This window comes from Ectothiorhodospiraceae bacterium 2226, assembly GCA_013348725.1.
Taxonomy (GTDB): Bacteria; Pseudomonadota; Gammaproteobacteria.
In genome coordinates this window covers 2,615,982-2,633,805 of the sequence record CP054689.1, presented here as the reverse complement: position 1 = coordinate 2,633,805, position 17,824 = coordinate 2,615,982, and the positions used below count along the sequence as shown (strand labels likewise).

The following is a 17,824-nucleotide window of genomic DNA, read 5'->3' as shown; positions in this document are numbered from 1 at the left end:
CTACCAGCCTTTCTTGCGAATGCTCTGGGTGTTCACCCCTGGCCCCGCCAGAATGAACTCGACGAGCTTGGGCCCCACGTCCTTGTTGATCTTGAACTCTGCCGAGTGTCGATAGTCGCTACCGCCCGGCGACTTGCCGATCATCGTGATCTGCAAGTCGTGCTGCCCAATGCGCACGTTACCGGTGTGCAGGCGCTGCACGCCGCCCTCACGTAGGGCCTCCAACTCCTTGTAGGTGTACAGGTGATTGGCCACCACCTTGCCGTCCACCCGTACCTCGACCGCATCCAGTCGGAAGTTATCGCCCTTGGCGAGCGAGACGAACAGGGAAAGCTGGGTATCCGACGGATACAACAACTTTTCCTCGAGTCGGCTCAGAGCCGCCGCGATACCCAGGGCTTCGGATTTGATCTCCTGCACCTGCTCGTCGAGCCCCTCGATCTGTTGCCGTGACACTTCGTCGGCCGATACGACACCGGGCAGACACGCGATGAGGAGGGCAGCGATGGCGCCCCGACAGAAGTTCCGCATAGCAGTTCTCGTCCTGTAGTTATTCTTCTGCTGGGCGCCAATGTATCCATCTCGTTCCGGGAAGTTCCTCGACTGAGCCACATTTTCGAAAGTTGGGACGCGCCTCACCGACGAGTGCCGGAACTTTGGCTGCGCGTCAAAATCTCGCGCTTGTCATCAGCCATTTCTCGCACGTGTGCGTCGCTGTTCCGCCTTTCCGCGCCGCGCAACCCGATGAAGCCGTCCTCGCGGGCCTCGCTCGTCGCCTTCCTGACGCCGTACAGGCGTTTTTTGTCTAGATGCGCCGACGCGCAGGGCGCCGAAGGTCGCGAACTGCCCACTCCAGAGGGAAGTCTCGAGCCGCCTCTCCTGCATCCTCCACTAGACTCTGCGAAACGGAGCCGAGGGCTCCCCGCTTTGGCGCGCCCTGCGCGCGCAGCATGCGACGAGGTGTGGCGATGACGAATGGAACCGTGGCCGTGGTTACCGGCGGCGCGCAAGGCATCGGCTTGGGCGTCGTACGCACCCTGCTGGCGCGCGGCTGGCGGGTGGCCGCAATGGATGTGGATGCGGAAGCCCTGGATGCCTTATCGCGGGAAGAGCACAGCCGCCACCTGCTGCCGCTCACGGCGGACGTCGCCGACGAGGAGGCGGTGGCGGGCGCCGTCGCGCGCACCCTCGCCCACTTCCGGCGCATCGACGGGGTGGTCAACAACGCGGGCATCGCCGATCCCTACAGCGGACCGGTGGGCGCCCTCACGCTGGAGCGCTGGCAGCGCTGGATAGGCGTCAACCTCACCGGCGCGTTTCTGCTCGCCAAACATACCGTCGACGAGCTTGCCGCGCGCCGCGGCGCCATCGTCAACATCGCCTCCACCCGTGCGCTGCAGTCCGAGCCCGACTGCGAGGCTTACGCGGCGAGCAAGGGCGGCCTGCTCGCCCTGACCCACGCACTGGCCGTCAGTCTGTCCGGCAAGGTGCGCGTCAACGCCATCAGTCCCGGCTGGATCGCAGTCGAGGATTACCAGAAACCCTCACGACGCAAAGCCCCCGACCTGCGCCCCGAAGATCACGCCCAACACCCGGCGGGCCGTGTGGGGCGACCGGCGGATGTCGCCGAGTTGTGTGCGTTCCTGCTCTCCGACGCGGCCGGCTTCATCACCGGTGAGAACATCGTGGTCGACGGCGGGATGACGCACAAAATGATCTACGCGCCCTGAGTGGCTGCGTCGGTGCGGGCGCGAGGCAAGGGCCGATACGAACACCCCTTGAGTCGCCGAAGCCGGGCCCCCTCAGGCGCCGCCCGCCTCAGAACAGGACCTGCACGCCGACCTGCACCGCATGCAGGTCCAGTGCATGGCCACGCAGCGCGACGCCCCCTGTCTCGTAGTCCTGACTGCCGACGCGGAGGTAGCGGTAGCCGACCAGCACGCGCGTAGCGTCCGTCGCCGCATAGGACACACCAGCCATGAGCTTGTATACCGGCACCGTGCTGCGGCCGGTGGTCGGCGGGAAACCGGACAAGGCGACGTCGCGCGCCCGGAAGTGGGCGAGGCCGATGCCGGCGCCGAGGTAGGGTCGCGTGCGGGCGCGTGCCGGCACGTCGTAGTAAAGATTCAGGGTGGCGCCGCGCAGTTCGAAATCGCCCGACAGCGACCCGCCGCCCTCGGCGAAGCGGATGTCGTCCGCGTCATAGCGTCCGTAGAGGGCTTCGGCCTCGAAACGCACATCGCGGTAGCGATGGCCGATTGCGGCGGCGAGATCCGCGCCGCGGTCGATCCCGATCCGCGCGGGCGACAGGTCCGGCGAGGTGGTCTGCAGGCGCGACGGGAACACGCCGGAGACCGACAGGGCGAGATAGGTATCGGCACCCGACGATGAAGCGTGGGCTTCATCCGTCCATGCGATGGCTGCGGCGGCCAAGCACGCCGCCCCGCACACGAACCATGTGCCAACGCTGCAACGACACCCTTGCCCGATCACCACATCCCCAGAGCGACTGGTCGACCACCGCGCCTTGTGTGAGAGCAATTAGCGTAGCTTGTCTCCGTCGCAAACGCCGAACCGCCCGCCGCCCCGAGGCCCCGCGGGCGCCCGCACTCACCGCTCCTCGCGCGCGGCCTGTGCTAGCTTGGCGCGCGCCGCCGCCCGGTCCGCCTGATTCGCGCGGGGCTCCTGCTGCACGGCGGCAACGGCCGGCCGCAGCGCGAGGCGCACGTAGACCGGGAAGTGGTCCGAGCCGAAGGCCGGCAGGCGCTGGAGATCGACCAACGCGAAATGATCCGAATGAAACACATGGTCCAGCGGCCAGCGCACCAACGGGATCTTGGCATTGAAGGTATTGAACATGCCACGGCCCTTGCGCGGATCGAGCAGGCCGCTGACGCGTTGAAACAGCGTCGTCGTATAGGACCAGGCCACATCGTTGAGGTCGCCGGCGACGATGGTGGGCGCGTCGCGCCCCTTGACCTCGCGCCCCACGAGCAGCAGTTCGACGTCACGCGGCACCGAGGTGTCGGCCTCGGTGGGGGACGGCGGCTCAGGATGCAGAGCGTGCAGCCACACCTCATCGCCCCCGCGCAAGCGCACCCGCGCGTGCATGCTCGGTATCTCCTCGCGCAAGAGATGCACGATCCGCGACTCCAACAGCGGCAGACGCGAATAGAGCAGCATCCCATAGCGGTTGTCGAGCGGCTCCTTCAACACATGCGCGTACCCCTCCTCCTCCAGTACATGCATGCGCGCCGCCCACCAGCCGTCCGGCTCGAGCAGCAGCACGACGTCGGGCTGGTACTCGGCGATCAGACTGAGCAGCCGATCCGCGCGGCGGTTGCGCATGAGGACGTTGGCGACCAGCAGCGAGACGGTCGAGGCAGGCTCCGGCTCGGTGGCTGCAAGCACCTCTTGGCGGGCAAACCCCGTGTACGGGCGGATGCTCGTGGCCTGGATCAGCACCGGCAGGAAGGCCGCGCCGACCACCGCCGCCCCCGACCAGGTCCCGAGCCCCCAGTACGCAATCGCGAGGGCCCCCGCCACCAGACTCAGGGCCAGTATTTGCAGGCGGGGGAAGTCGAACACGCGGATCCACCACGCCTCGCGCCGCATCATGGGCAGCAGGCTGATGATGAGCAGGAGCGCAACCAGTCCCGCTACGGCGCTCTTCATCACCCTGCGCTACCCGCGGACACGCCCGCATAGGCATTCGCTATCTTCGTCATCCAATCCATTCCTTGGGCGGATCAAACCTGCAGCAGCAGACGAGCCCCATCTCCACTAACCCTACACGCAGAGGACGTGACGCTCTCGGAGATTCGTGTGATTCAGGCAGCCGTTGGAATGCCCCGTCCGATACGCCGGCGCCCGGCTTCGCGGCGAAGAAGCAACTATGCCCGCGCCGTGGGTGTGCAACAGCAAGGAGAAATTCGGGGCGACTCCCCATTCCCGAGCATCGAGGACTTTATCCAAGCAGCTGACGCGCGCCTATGGAATGACCGGCCCGGCCGAAGCCGAAGCCGAAGCGCGCAGGGCGCACGCGGACAGGACTGTGTGGACTGGTCCTTCTGCAACGAGGCGGTCTAACGGTCGAACCGCACCGCCTCGTCCGCAGCAGCATTGCGAGCAAGCCTATGAGCGGAGCGGTGGCGGGAACAAGCGTCGCCCGGGCGGAAACACGGCGGATGGAAAGAACGGGGGCTTGAACTCAGTCGTCGCGCGCATGCATACAGGGGGGAGCGGATTGCATCGAAAGAGCGACAAGCATGTCGCCGAGGCGAGGCCTCAAGGGTGGCGGCCCGGTCGCGGGCGACCCAATGCGCGCCGGCGCGACACCCCCTTAGTCAGCCGCGAGAACGTTACGCCTCAGCCCGTACTCCACGCCCGGGGACGCCGCAAGCCCGCGATCTTGCAGGCCTGCTGCATGTAACCATAGGGAAACAGCTCGTACAGGCGCGCCCTGGCCTTATTGCCGTAGCCGAGATCCTCCGCCAGGTATTTGATGACCCACCGGGCGTCGACGGCGATGTGGTGCTCGTTGTAATGGTCGCGCACATACTTCAAGACTTTCCAATGGTCCTCCGTGAGCTCCATGCCGTACTGCTCGGCGAGCTTCTCCGCCACCTCGACATCCCACAGCTCCGGATCCACCAGATAGCCCTGATCGTCGGTCTCCAAGGCCATGCCATTCGTCTCGATCGCCATCCTTAACTCCTTCTGCCGCGTCGCTACGGCGCCCACCGCCCGCGCCTCCTTCACGATGAACGACTTGTGAGGCTTCTTTACTTATATGCGGCCGCTTAATGGTCGACAAACGATATTTATTGCACTTTGCTATCGCCGATGCCGATACTTGAGCTGTGGACATCGAGCAGATCAAGACCTTCCTCGCGATCGCAGCCAACGGCAGCTTCCTCGAGGCCGCCAACCGACTGCACGTCACCCAGTCGACCGTCAGCGCCCGCGTCCAGAATCTCGAAGCGTACCTCGGTGCCAGGCTCTTCGTGCGCAACCGCTCGGGCGCGGCCCTCACGCCCGCGGGCAAGCGCTTTCTGCGCCACGCCAAGTCCCTGGTGCTCACGCTGGAGCAGGCGCGCCACGATGTCGGCCTGCCCACCCGTTTTCGCGCCCGTATCAGGATGGGCGCGCGCATCGCGCTGTGGGAGGGCTTCCTGCCCCAGTGGGTGAGCGAGATGCGCCGTAGCGCACCGGACGTGTCCATCAGCAGCGAGATCGGCTTCGAGGAGGACCTGATGCGCCGCCTGGTCGAGGGCACGCTCGACATCGGCCTCATGTACACGCCGCAGCAAAGCCCGGGCCTCCAGGTCGAGCACCTGTTCGACGAGACGCTCGTCCTGCTCACCACCGCTCCCGGCCGGCCATGGCCGGACGAGGACTATGTGTACATCGACTGGGGAGCGGCGTTCTACGCGCAGCACAGCAACCGCTATCCCGATCTCGAGCGCCCCGCGCTGACGGCCGACATCGGCTGGCTGGGCGTGCAGCTCATCCTGCAGCACGGCGGTTCCTGCTTTCTGCCCCTGCGCATGACGCGGCACCTGATCGACAGCGAGACCCTGTTTCCGGTAGCGGACAGCCCGCGCTTCCAGCTCCCCGCCTATATGGTCTACCCGCGCGAGAGCGACTCGGCCGTCCTGGCGCAGGCGGTTGCCGGCTTACGCGCGCTCGCCGCGATCGAGCGCGCGGCCTAGCGCACGGACGGCGCGGCCGGTTCTGCCGCGAAGGCGAAAACCGGTATGCTACGTGAGACCCGCGAACAGGCGGTCGACGGGACCGCACGCGCCCACGACGACGCGGCGGTAGAGGAGGTCTGACGATGCTCGTGACCATTCCCGAGGTACTCGATGCCGCGCGCCTGGCCCGCGTGCAGGAGCTACTGCGCGGGGCAGATTTCGTCGACGGCCGGTTATCGGCCGGCTCCGCGGCGCGGCGCGTCAAACAGAACGAGGAACTCGCGAGCGACCGCCGCACCCTCGAGCCGCTCAATAACCTCGTTATGGGCGCCCTGGTGCAGCACCCGCTCTATCAAAGCGCTGTGCTACCCCTGCGCGTTGCCGCCCCGTTTTACGCGCGCTATCAGCCCGGCATGACCTACGGCGATCACATCGACGACCCGGTCATGGGTCCTGTGGGCCAGCGCTACCGCTCAGACGTCGCCATCACCGTCTTCCTCAACGCGCCCGAGGAGTACGAGGGCGGCGAGCTGCTCATCCACACCAGCTTCGGTGCCCAGCGCGTGAAGCTGCCGGCCGGCCACGCCGTGACCTACCCCGCCTCCAGCCTGCATCAGGTCACGCCCGTCGTGCGCGGCACCCGCCTGGTCGCCGTCACCTGGGCGCAGAGCATGATCCGCGACCCAGCCCGGCGCGAAGTGCTGTTTGGCCTGAGCCAAGCTCGCGACACGCTGCTGCACGAACGACCCGAGGCGGAGGAAACCAAGCGCGTGGACATCGCCTACGGGAATCTCGTGCGCATGTGGGCGGACGTCTAGCGCCGCCGCGACCGTCGCGGCGGCTCGCTTCCGACGCATTGCACGATGTCTGTAAGCCCGGGATATACTCGATCGAACCGACGGGGAGGTCACCACTTATGGCAGCGGAACCATCCAAGGAAGCGCGCATCCTGCGCATCATGAAGCGCGTCCTCACGGACGTCGCGAAAGAGACCTTCACCAAGCCGGGGTTCCGTCATCCACTCTCTGACGAAACCATCCAGAACATGCGCGAAGCGCTGATGTTGATCACCGCGCGCGAAGCAGAACTTGCCGATGCACCGAGCCGCGCCCGGCCGCGCTACGCGGACGAGCGCGCTGAAAGCGGGCCAGCGGTGGTGGACATCAGCGGCCTCACGCGCACCAAGCCCCGCGAGGACGATGACTGAGCCGTACTGTCGTTCAAGCGGGTTCGCGCGCCGCGCGGCGCGCGTGCACGACCCTGCCGACAAAATGATGCATCCGCCTGGGTTCGCCTAAAGGCTGCGCAGAGCAGGTGCTTTTCCCCGCTCCCCCGCCGTCGGTTCGCCCCGAGCGCCGCTCAAGGCTCGACCCGCACCGTCCCCGGTTCGCCCAGCTCTCCCTCGATTTCGATCGCCACCGGCAGGAATGACCGTATCACCTCGGCGTTGGTGAGCAGATGCAGCGTGACCTCGCTGGTGCGAAAGGCCGAGCGCCGCTCGGCGAGTGCGAGGGGCAGCAGCAACTGGTCGGCCAGCCACCGATCGACCGCACCGTCGGTGGCGAGGAACCGCAGCAACTCATCGACCGCATCGTCCGCCACACGCTCGGCGCGCTTGCCGCGCGCGCCCAGGGCGAAGAAGCAGGCCTGAGCGTGCTCGAACCGCGCCAGCAGCACCAGCACCGTCCCCGGCGACAGCGCGGGCAGGCTCGCGAGTTCGATGTCGAGCGGGCAGACCAGTCCCTGAAGGCGGTGCAGGGCGCGGTCGCGCTGGCGCTGCGCGATCTCCGCGGGCAGGTTGGCCACCGCCGACAGGCCGTGCACGTCCAGCAGCCTTCCACGGTGCATGAGGTCCAGTCCGTCGACCTGGGCGCGGCCGGGCATCGCGGCGCGGATCTCGCCCCCGCCCGGCGGGTAGAAGCCGGCCCGGCTCATGTGCAAGTCGAACCCGATACCGACCCGCGCCAGCATGGGGCGCCAGAGCCAGTCGAGGTAGTGGAAGCACGGGCTCATGGGTACGTGCGTGCCGCCGGTGATGGTGACCTGCGACGGGCCCGCGGATAGCGCCAGCGGCAATAGCACCGTCTGCAGCACCAGCGAGGTAGCCCCGGCGGTGCCGATGTCGAAGTGATACTCATCGGGGGTAACTGCGCCGGGGCTGAAGGCGAGCGTCTGCGAGCCGGCCCGCACGCCTTCCGCCTCCGCGGCGCTGATGCGTGCGGCGGCCTGCACGGCCATGCAGTGCTGGAACGCCAGCCCCGGCTTGTCGCGGCGCGCGCGTATGCGGGTGAGCCGCATGGGCCGCCCGGTGAGCACGGAGAGCGTGAGGGCGCTGCGCAGCACTTGCCCGCCGCCCTCGCCCATGGTGCCGTCGATGTGGACCGTCTGGGCCATGCAGCGAAGTATCGGCGAGGAAGCTGCCGGGCGCCTTGAGGCCCTCGCGTCCGCGGCTATAAGTAGGGGTTGTCGGCGCCGCTCGATACCCGCTCCGCGTGGCACACCCGCCCGTCGGAGATAGGGATCGCGCCATGTCCGTTCCCGCGTTCCGGATCACCGTAGCGCCCGCTCGGCCTGCCGCTACTCGCCCTCAGCGCCGGCTCCGACGCCCCCGCGCAGCCACAGGAGGACGCCATGGCCCTCACGCTCACCTCGCCGTCGTTCGGCGCTCACGAGCCCATTCCCGCGCCGTACACCTGCGACGGCGACGAGCGCTCGCCGCCGCTCGCCTGGCACGGCCTGCCCGCGGACACGCAGAGCCTCGCCCTGGTGGTCTACGACCCCGATGCACCGGACCCGCGCAACCCGCAGACCACCTGGGTGCACTGGGTGCTCTACAACCTGCCGCCGGATACCGACGCCCTACCGGAGGGGGTGACCACAGAGGTACTGCCGGCGGGGACGCGCGAAGGACTCAATGGCTGGCAGCGGACCGGCTACGGTGGCCCCTGTCCGCCCATCGGGCGCCACCGCTACTTTCACAAGCTCTACGCGCTGGACAGCGTGCTCCCCGATCTCGGCGTGCCGAACATGCGCAAGCTCGAAGACGCCCTGCGCGATCACGTCCTGGCGGAAGCGGAATTGGTGGGTACTTACGAGCGGTCGCGGCGTCGGCGTTGAGGCGTATCGACCATCGCCGGCTACAGGCGGTCCTGCTGCTGCAGGGCCTCCCAGGCCCCGGCGTAGTGCTCGCCCTGCTCAGGCGCCAGGCGGCGCGCGGCCAATGCGTGGCGACGGGCCTCTTCGTTTCGGTCCAGACGCATCAACGCCCAGGCGAGGTTGTGGTGCGCGGCCGCGCTGTCCGGGTCGCGCTCGAGCGCCGCGCGATACGCGACTGCGGCCTCCTCGTAGCGCTGCAGCCGGTACTGGACGTTCCCGACGCCGAGCGGGGCGGTCATGCTATGCGGCCAACGCGCCGCCGCCGCCCGGTAGGCGGCGTCTGCCTCTCGCAACCTGCCCGCCTGTTCCAGTCCCGCGGCCGCGCGCAGGTAACGCCCCTCTTCGGCCCCCGCCGGAAACGCGCCGGGTTGGTGCAGGGTGATCGCCCAGTACTCGCCACCCTGCCAGCGCCGCTCGAAGCGGCGGAACGACAGCACCTTGCGCTCGGTCGTGCCCGAGCGCATCACCACCTGCGCGCGTTCCCGGTCGTAGCCGATCACGACGGCGTAGTGCCAGACGGGTCGCCGCTCAAAGCCCAGGTTCTTCAACACCAAGACTGGATTGCCGGCGTCGAGTTCGGCAAGCAGCGCCTCGAAGCGCGGCGGGTGAACGTACGGCAGCAGCCCCTGGCGGCGCGCCCCGGCCAGCATCTCGGCCTGCAGGCTGCCCTGACGCCCCGCCAGGAACACGCGCGGGGCGAGTTCATCAGGCTGCACCGGCTCCCCTTGCCAATTCATCAACGTGGCCAAGGACGCAGGCCCGCAGTGGTAGGCCTGCTGCGGGTGGAACGCGACCTCCGCGAGCTCCACGGCGGTCGCCGCCCCCGCCTCCGGGGGCGGCAGGTGGCGGTGCTGCAAGGGGGTCGACGCGCAGCCGCCCAGCAGGACCGCGCCGAGGATCAGAGCCGGACCATAGAGTCGTGGGCGACGCACGTGTAGCAAGGACAACTAACGCAGCAGTAGGATGAGGATGATCACCAGCAACAGCAGCGTGACCGAGCCGCCGGCCGGCAGCTCGTCGATGTTCTGGGCGATCTCCAGCACTTCCTCGTCGGTGAGCGCCGCGACGCGCTCGGCCGCCTCCGCCGGTGCCACGCCATACTCCACCAGCTTCTCCTGCACTTCCTCGCGATCCAGCAGGGCCTCCAAGCGCGCGCGTTCACCCGCGGCCGCTTGGTCGGAAAGCACGGTATCCGTACCGACGATGCCGGCCATGGCCGTCTGCGACGCCAGACCCGTGAGAAGGAACGCGATGACCAGGGGAAAAATCAGCATCCGGCGTGCTCGAATAGCGTGCGGCATGGTATCTCCGGTTCAATTGTTATCGTGGGCAGCCGTACCTTACCGCAGCGGCTCAGCGCCGAACCACTCGCCTGGCCGCCGGCAGACCCGTTTTGTGAACCAGTTCCGATCCCGCGGAACGCACCCCGACCGCGCCTGCTATCCGGTTCGCGTGGCTGCCGTGAGCAGGCGTTGCTACCGCTCGCGCCGCTCGGGTGGCACGGGTCAAATGCAACAACCGTCAGCTCAGCAGTCGATCCGCTGTTGTTGCCAGATGTGCGCTTCCGTCTCGATAATGTTGCCGTCGGGATCGAGGGTGGCGCTCACGGCGCGGATCTCGCAATTCGCTTGGTTCGGCACGGCGATGGGCCGCCGCAACTCGGAGTAGACCTTCACGGTCGCGGTCGGAGCGTCGAGCTCGAAGGCGTACTCGACCCGGGTGGGATTGATCATGGCGCGATCGAGCGTGTGCGAGAACAAGCGAAGTTCGCCACGATCCACCGCCGCCAGGTAAACATCGACGACCGCGCGCGGATGTGCGCCGCTGTAGGCCTCGGGAAAGGGATGCTGCTGCGCGACATGGGCGCCATGCGTGCAGCCAGCCATCAAGATCACGAGTGTGAGCGTCGCGAGGTAGCGTCCGTTCATACGGCCTCCTCATGTACATACTCGCCGAGCACGCCGAGCCCTTAAGTGGACTGGAATCGCGTCGTCCGCAAGGACTACTCGCCGCCCAAGCCCCGCGCCAAATCCTGCTGCAAGTCCTCCACGTCCTCCAGGCCCACCGCGATGCGGATCAGGCCCTGCGAAATCCCCGCCGCCGCGCGCGCCTCGTCGGTGAGGCGGCCGTGGGTGGTCGTGGCGGGATGGGTGATGGTGGATTTGGTGTCGCCGAGGTTGGCGGTGATGGAATGCAGGCGCGTGGCGTCGATCACACGCCAGGCGGCTTCGCGGCCGCCCTTGACCTCGAAGGCGAGCACGCCGCCGCCGGCCTTCTGCTGGCGCGCGGCGAGCGCGTGTTGCGGGTGCGAGGGCAGATCCGGGTAATGCACGCGCGTCACCGCCGGCTGCGCCTCCAGCCAGTGCGCGAGCGCGAGCGCGTTGGCGCTGTGGGCCTCCATGCGCAGGCGCAAGGTTTCCAGACCCTTCAAAAACACCCAGGCGTTGAACGGGCTCATGCTGGGCCCGGCCGTGCGCAGGAAGCCGAACACGTCCTTCCCTACCCGCTCGGCGTCGCCCACCACGGCGCCACCGAGGCAGCGGCCCTGCCCGTCGATGTACTTGGTGGCGGAGTGTATGACGATGTGCGCGCCGAGTTCGAGCGGGCGCTGCAGCGCGGGGGTACACAGGCAGTTGTCCACCACCAGCAGACAATCGTGCTCGTTGGCGAGCGCCGCCAGCGCGGCAATATCGGCCACTTCGGTGAGCGGGTTCGACGGCGTCTCGAGGAACAGCAGGCGCGTGTTGGGCCGAATCGCCGTGCGCCAAGCGTCGAGATCGGTCAGCGGGACGTAGCTGGTGTCGATGCCGCAGCGAGCGAGGTAGTTGTTGAACAGCACCACCGTGGAGCCGAAGATCGCGCGCGAGGAAACGATGTGATCGCCCTGCTTGAGCAGCCCGAGGCAGGTGCTGAGGATGGCGGACATGCCCGAGGCGGTGGCCACGCACGCCTCGCCCCCTTCGAGCGCGGCCAGGCGCTGCTGGAAGGTGCGCACCGTGGGGTTGGTGAAGCGCGAGTAGATGTTACCCGGCTCGTCGCCGGCGAAGCGCGCCGCGGCCTGCGCGGCGCTGTCGTACACGTAGCTGGAGGTGGGGAAGATGGGTTCGCTGTGCTCGCCCTCAGGCGTGCGCACGATCCCGGCGCGTACCGCGCGGGTGTCGAATCCCCATTCGCTGTCGTCTTGCATGGCTTCCTCTAGCTACACCGGCACGGCGTCGTAACGCTCGAGTGTATGGAAGCCGCGGGCCGGCGGTCAAACGCGCGGCCGACCGGGATGACTCGCCGCCGAGCCATCCCCTTCCTCAACCTCCGGCTACGGCGCGTTCCAAAGGTCGATGATGGCGTCGTTCTTGGTCTCCTGCCGTTCCTTCATCGCGTCGTTGCGGTGCTGTTCGAGCTGATCGAGGTAATCCGGCGTCACGTCGCCGGTGATGTAGTCACCATCGAACACCGAGTTGTCGAATCGGGTCAGGCGCGGGTTGCCCTTGCGCACCGCGGCCACGAGATCGTCCAGTTCCTGGTAGATGAGCCGGTCGGCGCCGATGGCCGTCGCCACATCCTCCTCCGCACGCTCGTGCGCGATGAGCTCCTTGGCCGAGGGCATGTCGATGCCGTACACGTTCGGGTAGCGCACCGGCGGCGCGGCGGAGGCGAAATACACCTTGCGCGCGCCGGCGTCACGCGCCATCTGCACGATCTGCTGCGAGGTGGTGCCGCGCACGATCGAGTCGTCCACCAGCAGCACGTTCTTACCGCGGAACTCGAGGTCGATGGCGTTCAGCTTCTGGCGCACGGAACGCTTGCGCATCTGCTGGCCGGGCATGATGAAGGTGCGGCCGATGTAGCGATTCTTGATAAACCCTTCGCGATAGACCACGCCGAGCTTGTAGGAGAGCTGCAGGGCCGAGGTGCGGCTGGTGTCGGGAATGGGGATCACCACGTCGATGTCGTGGTCGGGCCAGTCGCGCAGGATCTTGGCGGCCAGACGGTCGCCCATGCGCAGGCGCGCCTTGTACACCGACACGCCGTCGATGATCGAGTCGGGGCGCGCGAAGTAGACGTACTCGAAGATGCACGGGGAGTACATCGGGTTCTCGGCGCACTGGCGGGTGTGCAGATTGCCTTCGTGGTCGATGAACACCGCCTCGCCGGGCTCCAGATCGCGTACCAGCTCGAAGCCGAGCGCGTCGATGGCCACGCTCTCGGAGGCGATGACGTACTCGGCGCCCTGCTCAGTCTCGCGTTTGCCGAACACGATGGGGCGGATGCCGTGCGGATCGCGAAAGCCCACGATGCCGTAGCCGGCGATCATGGCCACCGCCGCATAGCCGCCGCGGCAGCGCCGGTGCACGCCCGCCACCGCGTTGAACACGTCGTTCTCGTCGATGCGCAGCTTGCCCCCCACGCCGAGCTCGTGAGCGAACACGTTGAGCAGGATCTCGGAATCGGAGTCGGTGTTGATGTGGCGCTTGTCTTCCACGAACAACTCACGCTTGAGCTGCGCGGCGTTGGTGAGGTTGCCGTTGTGGGCCAGGCTCACGCCGTAGGGCGAGTTGACGTAGAACGGCTGCGCCTCCGCCGAGCTGGAGCAGCCGGCGGTCGGGTAGCGCACCTGGCCGATGCCCATATTGCCCCGCAGGCGCAGCATGTGGCGGGTATGGAACACGTCGCGCACCAGACCGTTGTCCTTGCGCAGGAACAGGCGCCCGTCCCCGCTGGTCATGATGCCTGCCGCGTCCTGACCGCGGTGCTGCAGCACCGTGAGGCCGTCGTAAATGGCCTGGTTAACGAGACTGTGCCCTACAACTCCGATAATGCCGCACATAAGGACCTCGGCCGAGGAAGACTAGAAGATGAAGTTTTGCGCCAGATCCGTCGGCAAGAAGCCGCGCATCCAGATCGCGATGTCCTGAAAATGGTTCAGCAACAGCGAGCCCTTCCAAGCGGGATCCTGAGGCAAGGGCGTGAGTCCGGCGAGCAACACCAGCACGGCAACCAGGAAGACGCCGCGCGCCGCGCCGAACAAGACGCCGACCATGCGGTCGGTGCCGCTCAGGCCCGTCTTGTTCACGAGTTGCGCAGCGAGGAAGCTGACGATGGCTGTCAGGATGACCGTGCATAGAAACAAGACGGCGAAGGCGGTGATGAAGGCGACCATGGGCGCGCTGATCAGCGGGCTGATGAGCTCGGAAAACGGCTCGCTGAAGCGCAGCGCGATCCAGAACGCGAGTATCCAGCCGGCCAGAGACAGTGATTCGCGTACGAAGCCGCGCACCAGACTGATCAGGGCCGAGAGGATCACCACCCCGAGGATAAGAAAATCGACCCAAATCATGCCCGCGGGCTGCCACCTGCATGATGCGCCGGCGCGCGAGGCGCCGTGTTCGGAAAGGAGGCAATTCTAACAGAGCGCTTGCGGGAACAGAAGGACGCGCGCGCGGTGCGGCGGGTATCGGGGTGGGCGTGCCTCTGCATCCGCGGCGTGAGTGGAAGGAGGTCAGGGATGACGCAGGACCAGCCCCTGCATGCCCAGTTCCGTGTGCAAGGCCTCGCGCAGGGTATCGGCCTGAGCGCGCGTTTCGCTGGGCCCGACCCGCACCCGGTACACCGGGCCGCGCGGCGTCTCGAGGGTCTCGACAAAGGCATCGTAACCGTTGGCCTGCAAACGGTCGCTCAGGCCATCGGCGTTGCGGCGCACGCTGAAGCTGCCCATCTGCACCACAAACCCGGCCTGCGTGGGGACCTCGTCCTTGGCCGGCACCTGTGCCGGACGGGACGGCGGCGCCTCGGCCGGGCGAGTCGATGGACTGGGCGCCTGCGCCTTCGCCGGCGCCTCGGCGGCCGGCTCCGAGGGCGCCTCGGCCGGCTGGGTCGGCGCGGCCGCATCCGACTGGGGCTTGGCGGGCGCTTCGGCGGTGGCTTGCTTGCGCTCGGGCACCACCATCCAGCGCTGGCGCTCGCGCTCCTCCGCCTCGGAGAGCTGGATGATGCGCGCCGGACCGTCGTCCTGCGCCGCGCGGGGATCGGGCGCCTCCGTCTCCGGCCCACGCAGCACCATGGGCAGAAAGACGACGGCCAGCGCCAGTATGATCGTGGCGCCGATCAGCCGTTGTCGCAGTCTTTCGTCGTCCACTGCCGAACCCGTCCTCCCCCGGACAAAAACCTGGATGAAACCCCACTACCTTGCCCCAGCGCGGCGCCGCTTACCAGGGCATCGCACCCAAACGTGCCCTGCTCAGGCGCCGACGACCGCCCCGGAGACCGACTCCGCCACCGCGGCCACGGTATAGAACGAACCGAACACCACCACCCGCCCGCCCGGCGGCACCGCCGCGCGAGCGCCGCGGTGCGCGGCGACGACGTCCCCATAGCACGAGGCGTCGACGCCGGGGTGCAGGGCTTCCAATGCGCGCGTCAGCGCCTGCGCGTCGGCGCCGCGCTCCCCGCCCAGTGCGCCCAAGTGCCAGGTATCCACCAACGAGACCAAGGGCGCGAGGGTGGCACCGATATCCTTGTCGCCCAGCATCCCCACCACGGCGTGGGTGGGCCGGCGGCCCTGGGCGCGCAGCGCGGCGGCGAGCGCCCCCGCCGCGGCGGGATTATGCGCGACGTCCCACACCTCGATGACGTCGTCCTCGGTGGCGGGCAGGCACTCGAAACGCCCCGGCAGGCGCACGGTGGTCAGGCCGGTACGGATATCGGCCTGACTCAAGGGCAAACGCTCGCGCAGCGCGTCGAGCACCGTGACCACCGCGGCGGCATTCTGCAGCTGATGCGCACCGCGCAGGCTCGGCGCGGGCAGCGCGCTGCGCCGGCGCGGCGCGTCCCCCTCGCCGCCGCTCTCCCAGGTCCAGCCACCCGCATCGGGCGTGTAGCGGTAGTCAAGGCCCAGGCAGCGTAGCTCCGCCCCCACCGCATCGGCATGCGCCATCAGGCTGCGCGGCACGTCCGCCTCGCCGAACACCGCCGGGCGCCCGGCGCGGAAGATGCCCGCCTTCTCATAGGCAATCGCCTCGCGGTCCGCGCCCAGCCAGTCCATATGATCCAGGTCCACGCTGGCCACCAGCGCCGCGTCGGCATCGACCACGTTCACCGCGTCCAGCCGTCCCCCCATGCCGACCTCCAGGACCGCCACGTCCAGGTCCGCGCGGGCGAAGAGGTCCAGCGCGGCCAGCGTGCCGAACTCGAAGTAGCTCAGGGAGATGTCGCCGCGGGCCGCGTCAATGCGCGCGAAGGCCTCGCACAGCCCCGCGTCGCCCGCGGGCTCGTCGCCGATGCGCACGCGCTCGTTGTAACGCAGCAGGTGCGGCGAGGTGTAGGTGCCGACGCGGTAACCGCCCGCGCGCAGGATCGACGCCAGCATCGCCACGCACGAACCTTTGCCGTTGGTGCCGCCGACGCTGATCACGGTGCGGGCCGGGCCGCCCGGCGCCGCGGCTGCGAGGCGCGCGTAGACCTCCGCCACACGTGCCAGGCCGAGGTCGATGCTCTTGGGGTGCAGGGTCTCCTGCCAGGCGAGCCACGCCGCCAGCGACGTGAAGCGCATGGCTAGGCCGGCATCGAGACAGGGACGGCGGAACGGCCGATTCGTTTGACGCGTAGTTGCGGCATCCTGTCTCGCGGTCCTCTACGTCCGAAGGGGTCGCCCGGGCGGCCACCGCCCCCCGGACACGTCTAGCGAAGCGCTAGTTCAATCACAGCTTCCCGCGGCACACGGATGTGCCGCCGTGACGTTAGCCACGAAGCAAAGCGAAAACCACGCTTTTCGCTTTGCATGGTCTAAGCCGTCCAGCACGGATGGATTCAGACCTACCCGCGGCACACGGATGTGCCGCCGTGACGTTAGTCACGAAGCAAAGCGAAAACCACGCTTTTCGCTTTGCGTGGTCTAAGCCGTCCAGGATGGACGGATTTAGACCTTCAAACAGCGCCATCCAGGACGGATGGATTCAGACCTACCCGCGGCACACGGATGTGCCGCCGTGACGTTAGTCACGAAGCAAAGCGAAAACCACGCTTTTCGCTTTGCGTGGTCTAAGCCGTCCAGGATGGACGGATTTAGACCTTCAAACAGCGCCATCCAGGATGGATGGATTCAGACCTTCTTCAAGCAGCCGAGTGGTGGTTCAACATGCCCAGCACGCGCGCCAGCCGCTCGCGCATATCGCGCCGGTCCACGATCATGTCCACCGCGCCGTGTTCCAGCAGGAACTCGCTACGCTGGAAACCCTCGGGCAGAGTCTGGCGCACGGTCTGTTCGATCACGCGCGGGCCGGCGAAACCGATCAGCGCCTTGGGCTCGGCCACGTTCACGTCGCCCAGCATGGCGAGGCTGGCCGACACGCCGCCCATGGTCGGGTCGGTGAGCACCGAAACAAACGGCACGCCCGCGCGTGACAGCCGCGCCAACGCCGCGCTGGTCTTGGCCATCTGCATGAGCGAGAACAGCGCCTCCTGCATGCGCGCGCCGCCGCTCGCGGAGAAGCACACCAGCGGGATGCGCTGTTCCGCGGCCACGTTCACCGCGCGCACGAAGCGCTCGCCGACCACCGATCCCATGGAGCCGCCCATGAAGCGGAACTCGAACGCCGCGGCCACCAGCGGCGCGCCGTGCAGCGCGCCCTGCATGACCACCAAGGCGTCCTTCTCGCCGGTCGACTTCTGCGCCTGCACGAGGCGGTCCTTGTACTTCTTGCTGTCGCGGAACCGCAGCGCGTCGACCGGCGCGAGCTCGGCGCCGATCTCCACGCGCGGGTCCGGGTCGAGGAACTGGTCCAGCCGCTTGCGCGCGCCGACCCGCATGTGGTGCGTGCACTTGGGGCACACGTCCAGATTGCGCTCCAGCTCGGGGCGGTAGAGCACCGCGTTGCAGCCCGGGCACTGGGTCCATAGACCTTCCGGCACGTTCTTCTTGTTGCCGCCCTCGGTGCGGATCTTGGACGGCAGCAGTTTGGAAAACCAGTTCATCGGTG

General features: G+C 67.8%; 19 protein-coding genes. 5 read left to right on the top strand and 14 right to left on the bottom strand.

The features are described 5' to 3' along the window. Positions 1-531: a hypothetical protein gene (locus HUS23_12765; protein QKT04617.1), complete on the bottom strand. Its 531-nt coding sequence runs from the start codon at positions 529-531 to the stop codon at positions 1-3. 437 nt (positions 532-968) lie between these two features. Between HUS23_12765 and HUS23_12760 the strand changes: the two genes are divergently transcribed. Then, positions 969-1,730 carry an SDR family oxidoreductase gene (locus HUS23_12760; protein ID QKT04616.1) on the top strand — a complete coding sequence of 254 codons (762 nt, stop codon included), beginning with the start codon at positions 969-971 and terminating at the stop codon, positions 1,728-1,730. 88 nt (positions 1,731-1,818) lie between these two features. On the opposite strand, the gene HUS23_12755 is transcribed toward HUS23_12760, so the two are convergent. The 3 genes from HUS23_12755 to HUS23_12745 form a co-directional block, all read right to left on the bottom strand. Beyond that, a complete protein-coding gene (locus tag HUS23_12755; GenBank protein ID QKT04615.1) occupies positions 1,819-2,433 on the bottom strand; it encodes a porin family protein in 615 nt (204 codons plus the stop codon). A gap of 177 nt (positions 2,434-2,610) precedes the next feature. Continuing rightward, entirely contained in the window at positions 2,611-3,675 is a 1,065-nt protein-coding gene (locus HUS23_12750) for an endonuclease/exonuclease/phosphatase family protein (GenBank protein QKT04614.1), read from the bottom strand. Positions 3,676-4,368: 693 nt separating this feature from the next. Next, a complete protein-coding gene (locus HUS23_12745; protein ID QKT04613.1) occupies positions 4,369-4,707 on the bottom strand; it encodes a TusE/DsrC/DsvC family sulfur relay protein in 339 nt (112 codons plus the stop codon). A gap of 155 nt (positions 4,708-4,862) precedes the next feature. Between HUS23_12745 and HUS23_12740 the strand changes: the two genes are divergently transcribed. The 3 genes from HUS23_12740 to HUS23_12730 all read left to right on the top strand — a co-directional run bounded on the left by HUS23_12740 (position 4,863) and on the right by HUS23_12730 (position 6,903). Further along, positions 4,863-5,714 (top strand): LysR family transcriptional regulator, encoded by an 852-nt coding sequence (locus HUS23_12740; GenBank protein ID QKT04612.1) that lies wholly within the window; start codon positions 4,863-4,865, stop codon positions 5,712-5,714. 125 nt (positions 5,715-5,839) lie between these two features. After that, positions 5,840-6,514 carry a Fe2+-dependent dioxygenase gene (locus HUS23_12735; protein QKT04611.1) on the top strand — a complete coding sequence of 225 codons (675 nt, stop codon included), beginning with the start codon at positions 5,840-5,842 and terminating at the stop codon, positions 6,512-6,514. 98 nt (positions 6,515-6,612) lie between these two features. Next, positions 6,613-6,903: a segregation and condensation protein A gene (locus tag HUS23_12730; GenBank protein ID QKT04610.1), complete on the top strand. Its 291-nt coding sequence runs from the start codon at positions 6,613-6,615 to the stop codon at positions 6,901-6,903. Between the two features lie 152 nt (positions 6,904-7,055). Here HUS23_12730 and HUS23_12725 read toward each other — a convergent pair whose 3' ends face one another. Further along, positions 7,056-8,090, bottom strand: coding sequence for an RNA 3'-terminal phosphate cyclase (locus tag HUS23_12725; GenBank protein QKT04609.1), 1,035 nt, complete (start codon positions 8,088-8,090; stop codon positions 7,056-7,058). A gap of 237 nt (positions 8,091-8,327) precedes the next feature. Here HUS23_12725 and HUS23_12720 point away from each other — a divergent pair, with 237 nt between their 5' ends. Further along, positions 8,328-8,813 carry a YbhB/YbcL family Raf kinase inhibitor-like protein gene (locus HUS23_12720; GenBank protein QKT04608.1) on the top strand — a complete coding sequence of 162 codons (486 nt, stop codon included), beginning with the start codon at positions 8,328-8,330 and terminating at the stop codon, positions 8,811-8,813. Positions 8,814-8,833: 20 nt separating this feature from the next. Here HUS23_12720 and HUS23_12715 read toward each other — a convergent pair whose 3' ends face one another. The 9 genes from HUS23_12715 to HUS23_12675 form a co-directional block, all read right to left on the bottom strand. Beyond that, positions 8,834-9,784, bottom strand: a complete 951-nt coding sequence (locus HUS23_12715) for a PA2778 family cysteine peptidase (GenBank protein ID QKT04607.1) — start codon at positions 9,782-9,784, stop codon at positions 8,834-8,836. Positions 9,785-9,799: 15 nt separating this feature from the next. Continuing rightward, the gene (locus HUS23_12710) at positions 9,800-10,126 is read right to left on the bottom strand and encodes a PA2779 family protein (GenBank protein ID QKT04606.1); all 327 of its coding nucleotides are present in this window, start codon (positions 10,124-10,126) and stop codon (positions 9,800-9,802) included. 252 nt (positions 10,127-10,378) lie between these two features. After that, complete coding sequence (locus HUS23_12705; GenBank protein ID QKT04605.1) at positions 10,379-10,780, bottom strand: hypothetical protein; 402 nt, start codon at positions 10,778-10,780, stop codon at positions 10,379-10,381. Between the two features lie 74 nt (positions 10,781-10,854). Further along, positions 10,855-12,039, bottom strand: coding sequence for an O-succinylhomoserine sulfhydrylase (locus HUS23_12700; GenBank protein ID QKT04604.1), 1,185 nt, complete (start codon positions 12,037-12,039; stop codon positions 10,855-10,857). A 126-nt stretch (positions 12,040-12,165) separates the two neighbouring features. Continuing rightward, positions 12,166-13,677, bottom strand: a complete 1,512-nt coding sequence (gene purF / locus HUS23_12695) for an amidophosphoribosyltransferase (protein ID QKT04603.1) — start codon at positions 13,675-13,677, stop codon at positions 12,166-12,168. Between the two features lie 21 nt (positions 13,678-13,698). Beyond that, positions 13,699-14,187: a CvpA family protein gene (locus HUS23_12690; GenBank protein ID QKT04602.1), complete on the bottom strand. Its 489-nt coding sequence runs from the start codon at positions 14,185-14,187 to the stop codon at positions 13,699-13,701. Positions 14,188-14,349: 162 nt separating this feature from the next. Beyond that, positions 14,350-14,985 carry an SPOR domain-containing protein gene (locus HUS23_12685; GenBank protein QKT04601.1) on the bottom strand — a complete coding sequence of 212 codons (636 nt, stop codon included), beginning with the start codon at positions 14,983-14,985 and terminating at the stop codon, positions 14,350-14,352. A gap of 102 nt (positions 14,986-15,087) precedes the next feature. Next, positions 15,088-16,398, bottom strand: coding sequence for a bifunctional tetrahydrofolate synthase/dihydrofolate synthase (gene folC, locus HUS23_12680; GenBank protein ID QKT04600.1), 1,311 nt, complete (start codon positions 16,396-16,398; stop codon positions 15,088-15,090). 560 nt (positions 16,399-16,958) lie between these two features. After that, positions 16,959-17,819: an acetyl-CoA carboxylase carboxyltransferase subunit beta gene (locus tag HUS23_12675; GenBank protein QKT04599.1), complete on the bottom strand. Its 861-nt coding sequence runs from the start codon at positions 17,817-17,819 to the stop codon at positions 16,959-16,961. Positions 17,820-17,824 lie beyond the last annotated feature (5 nt).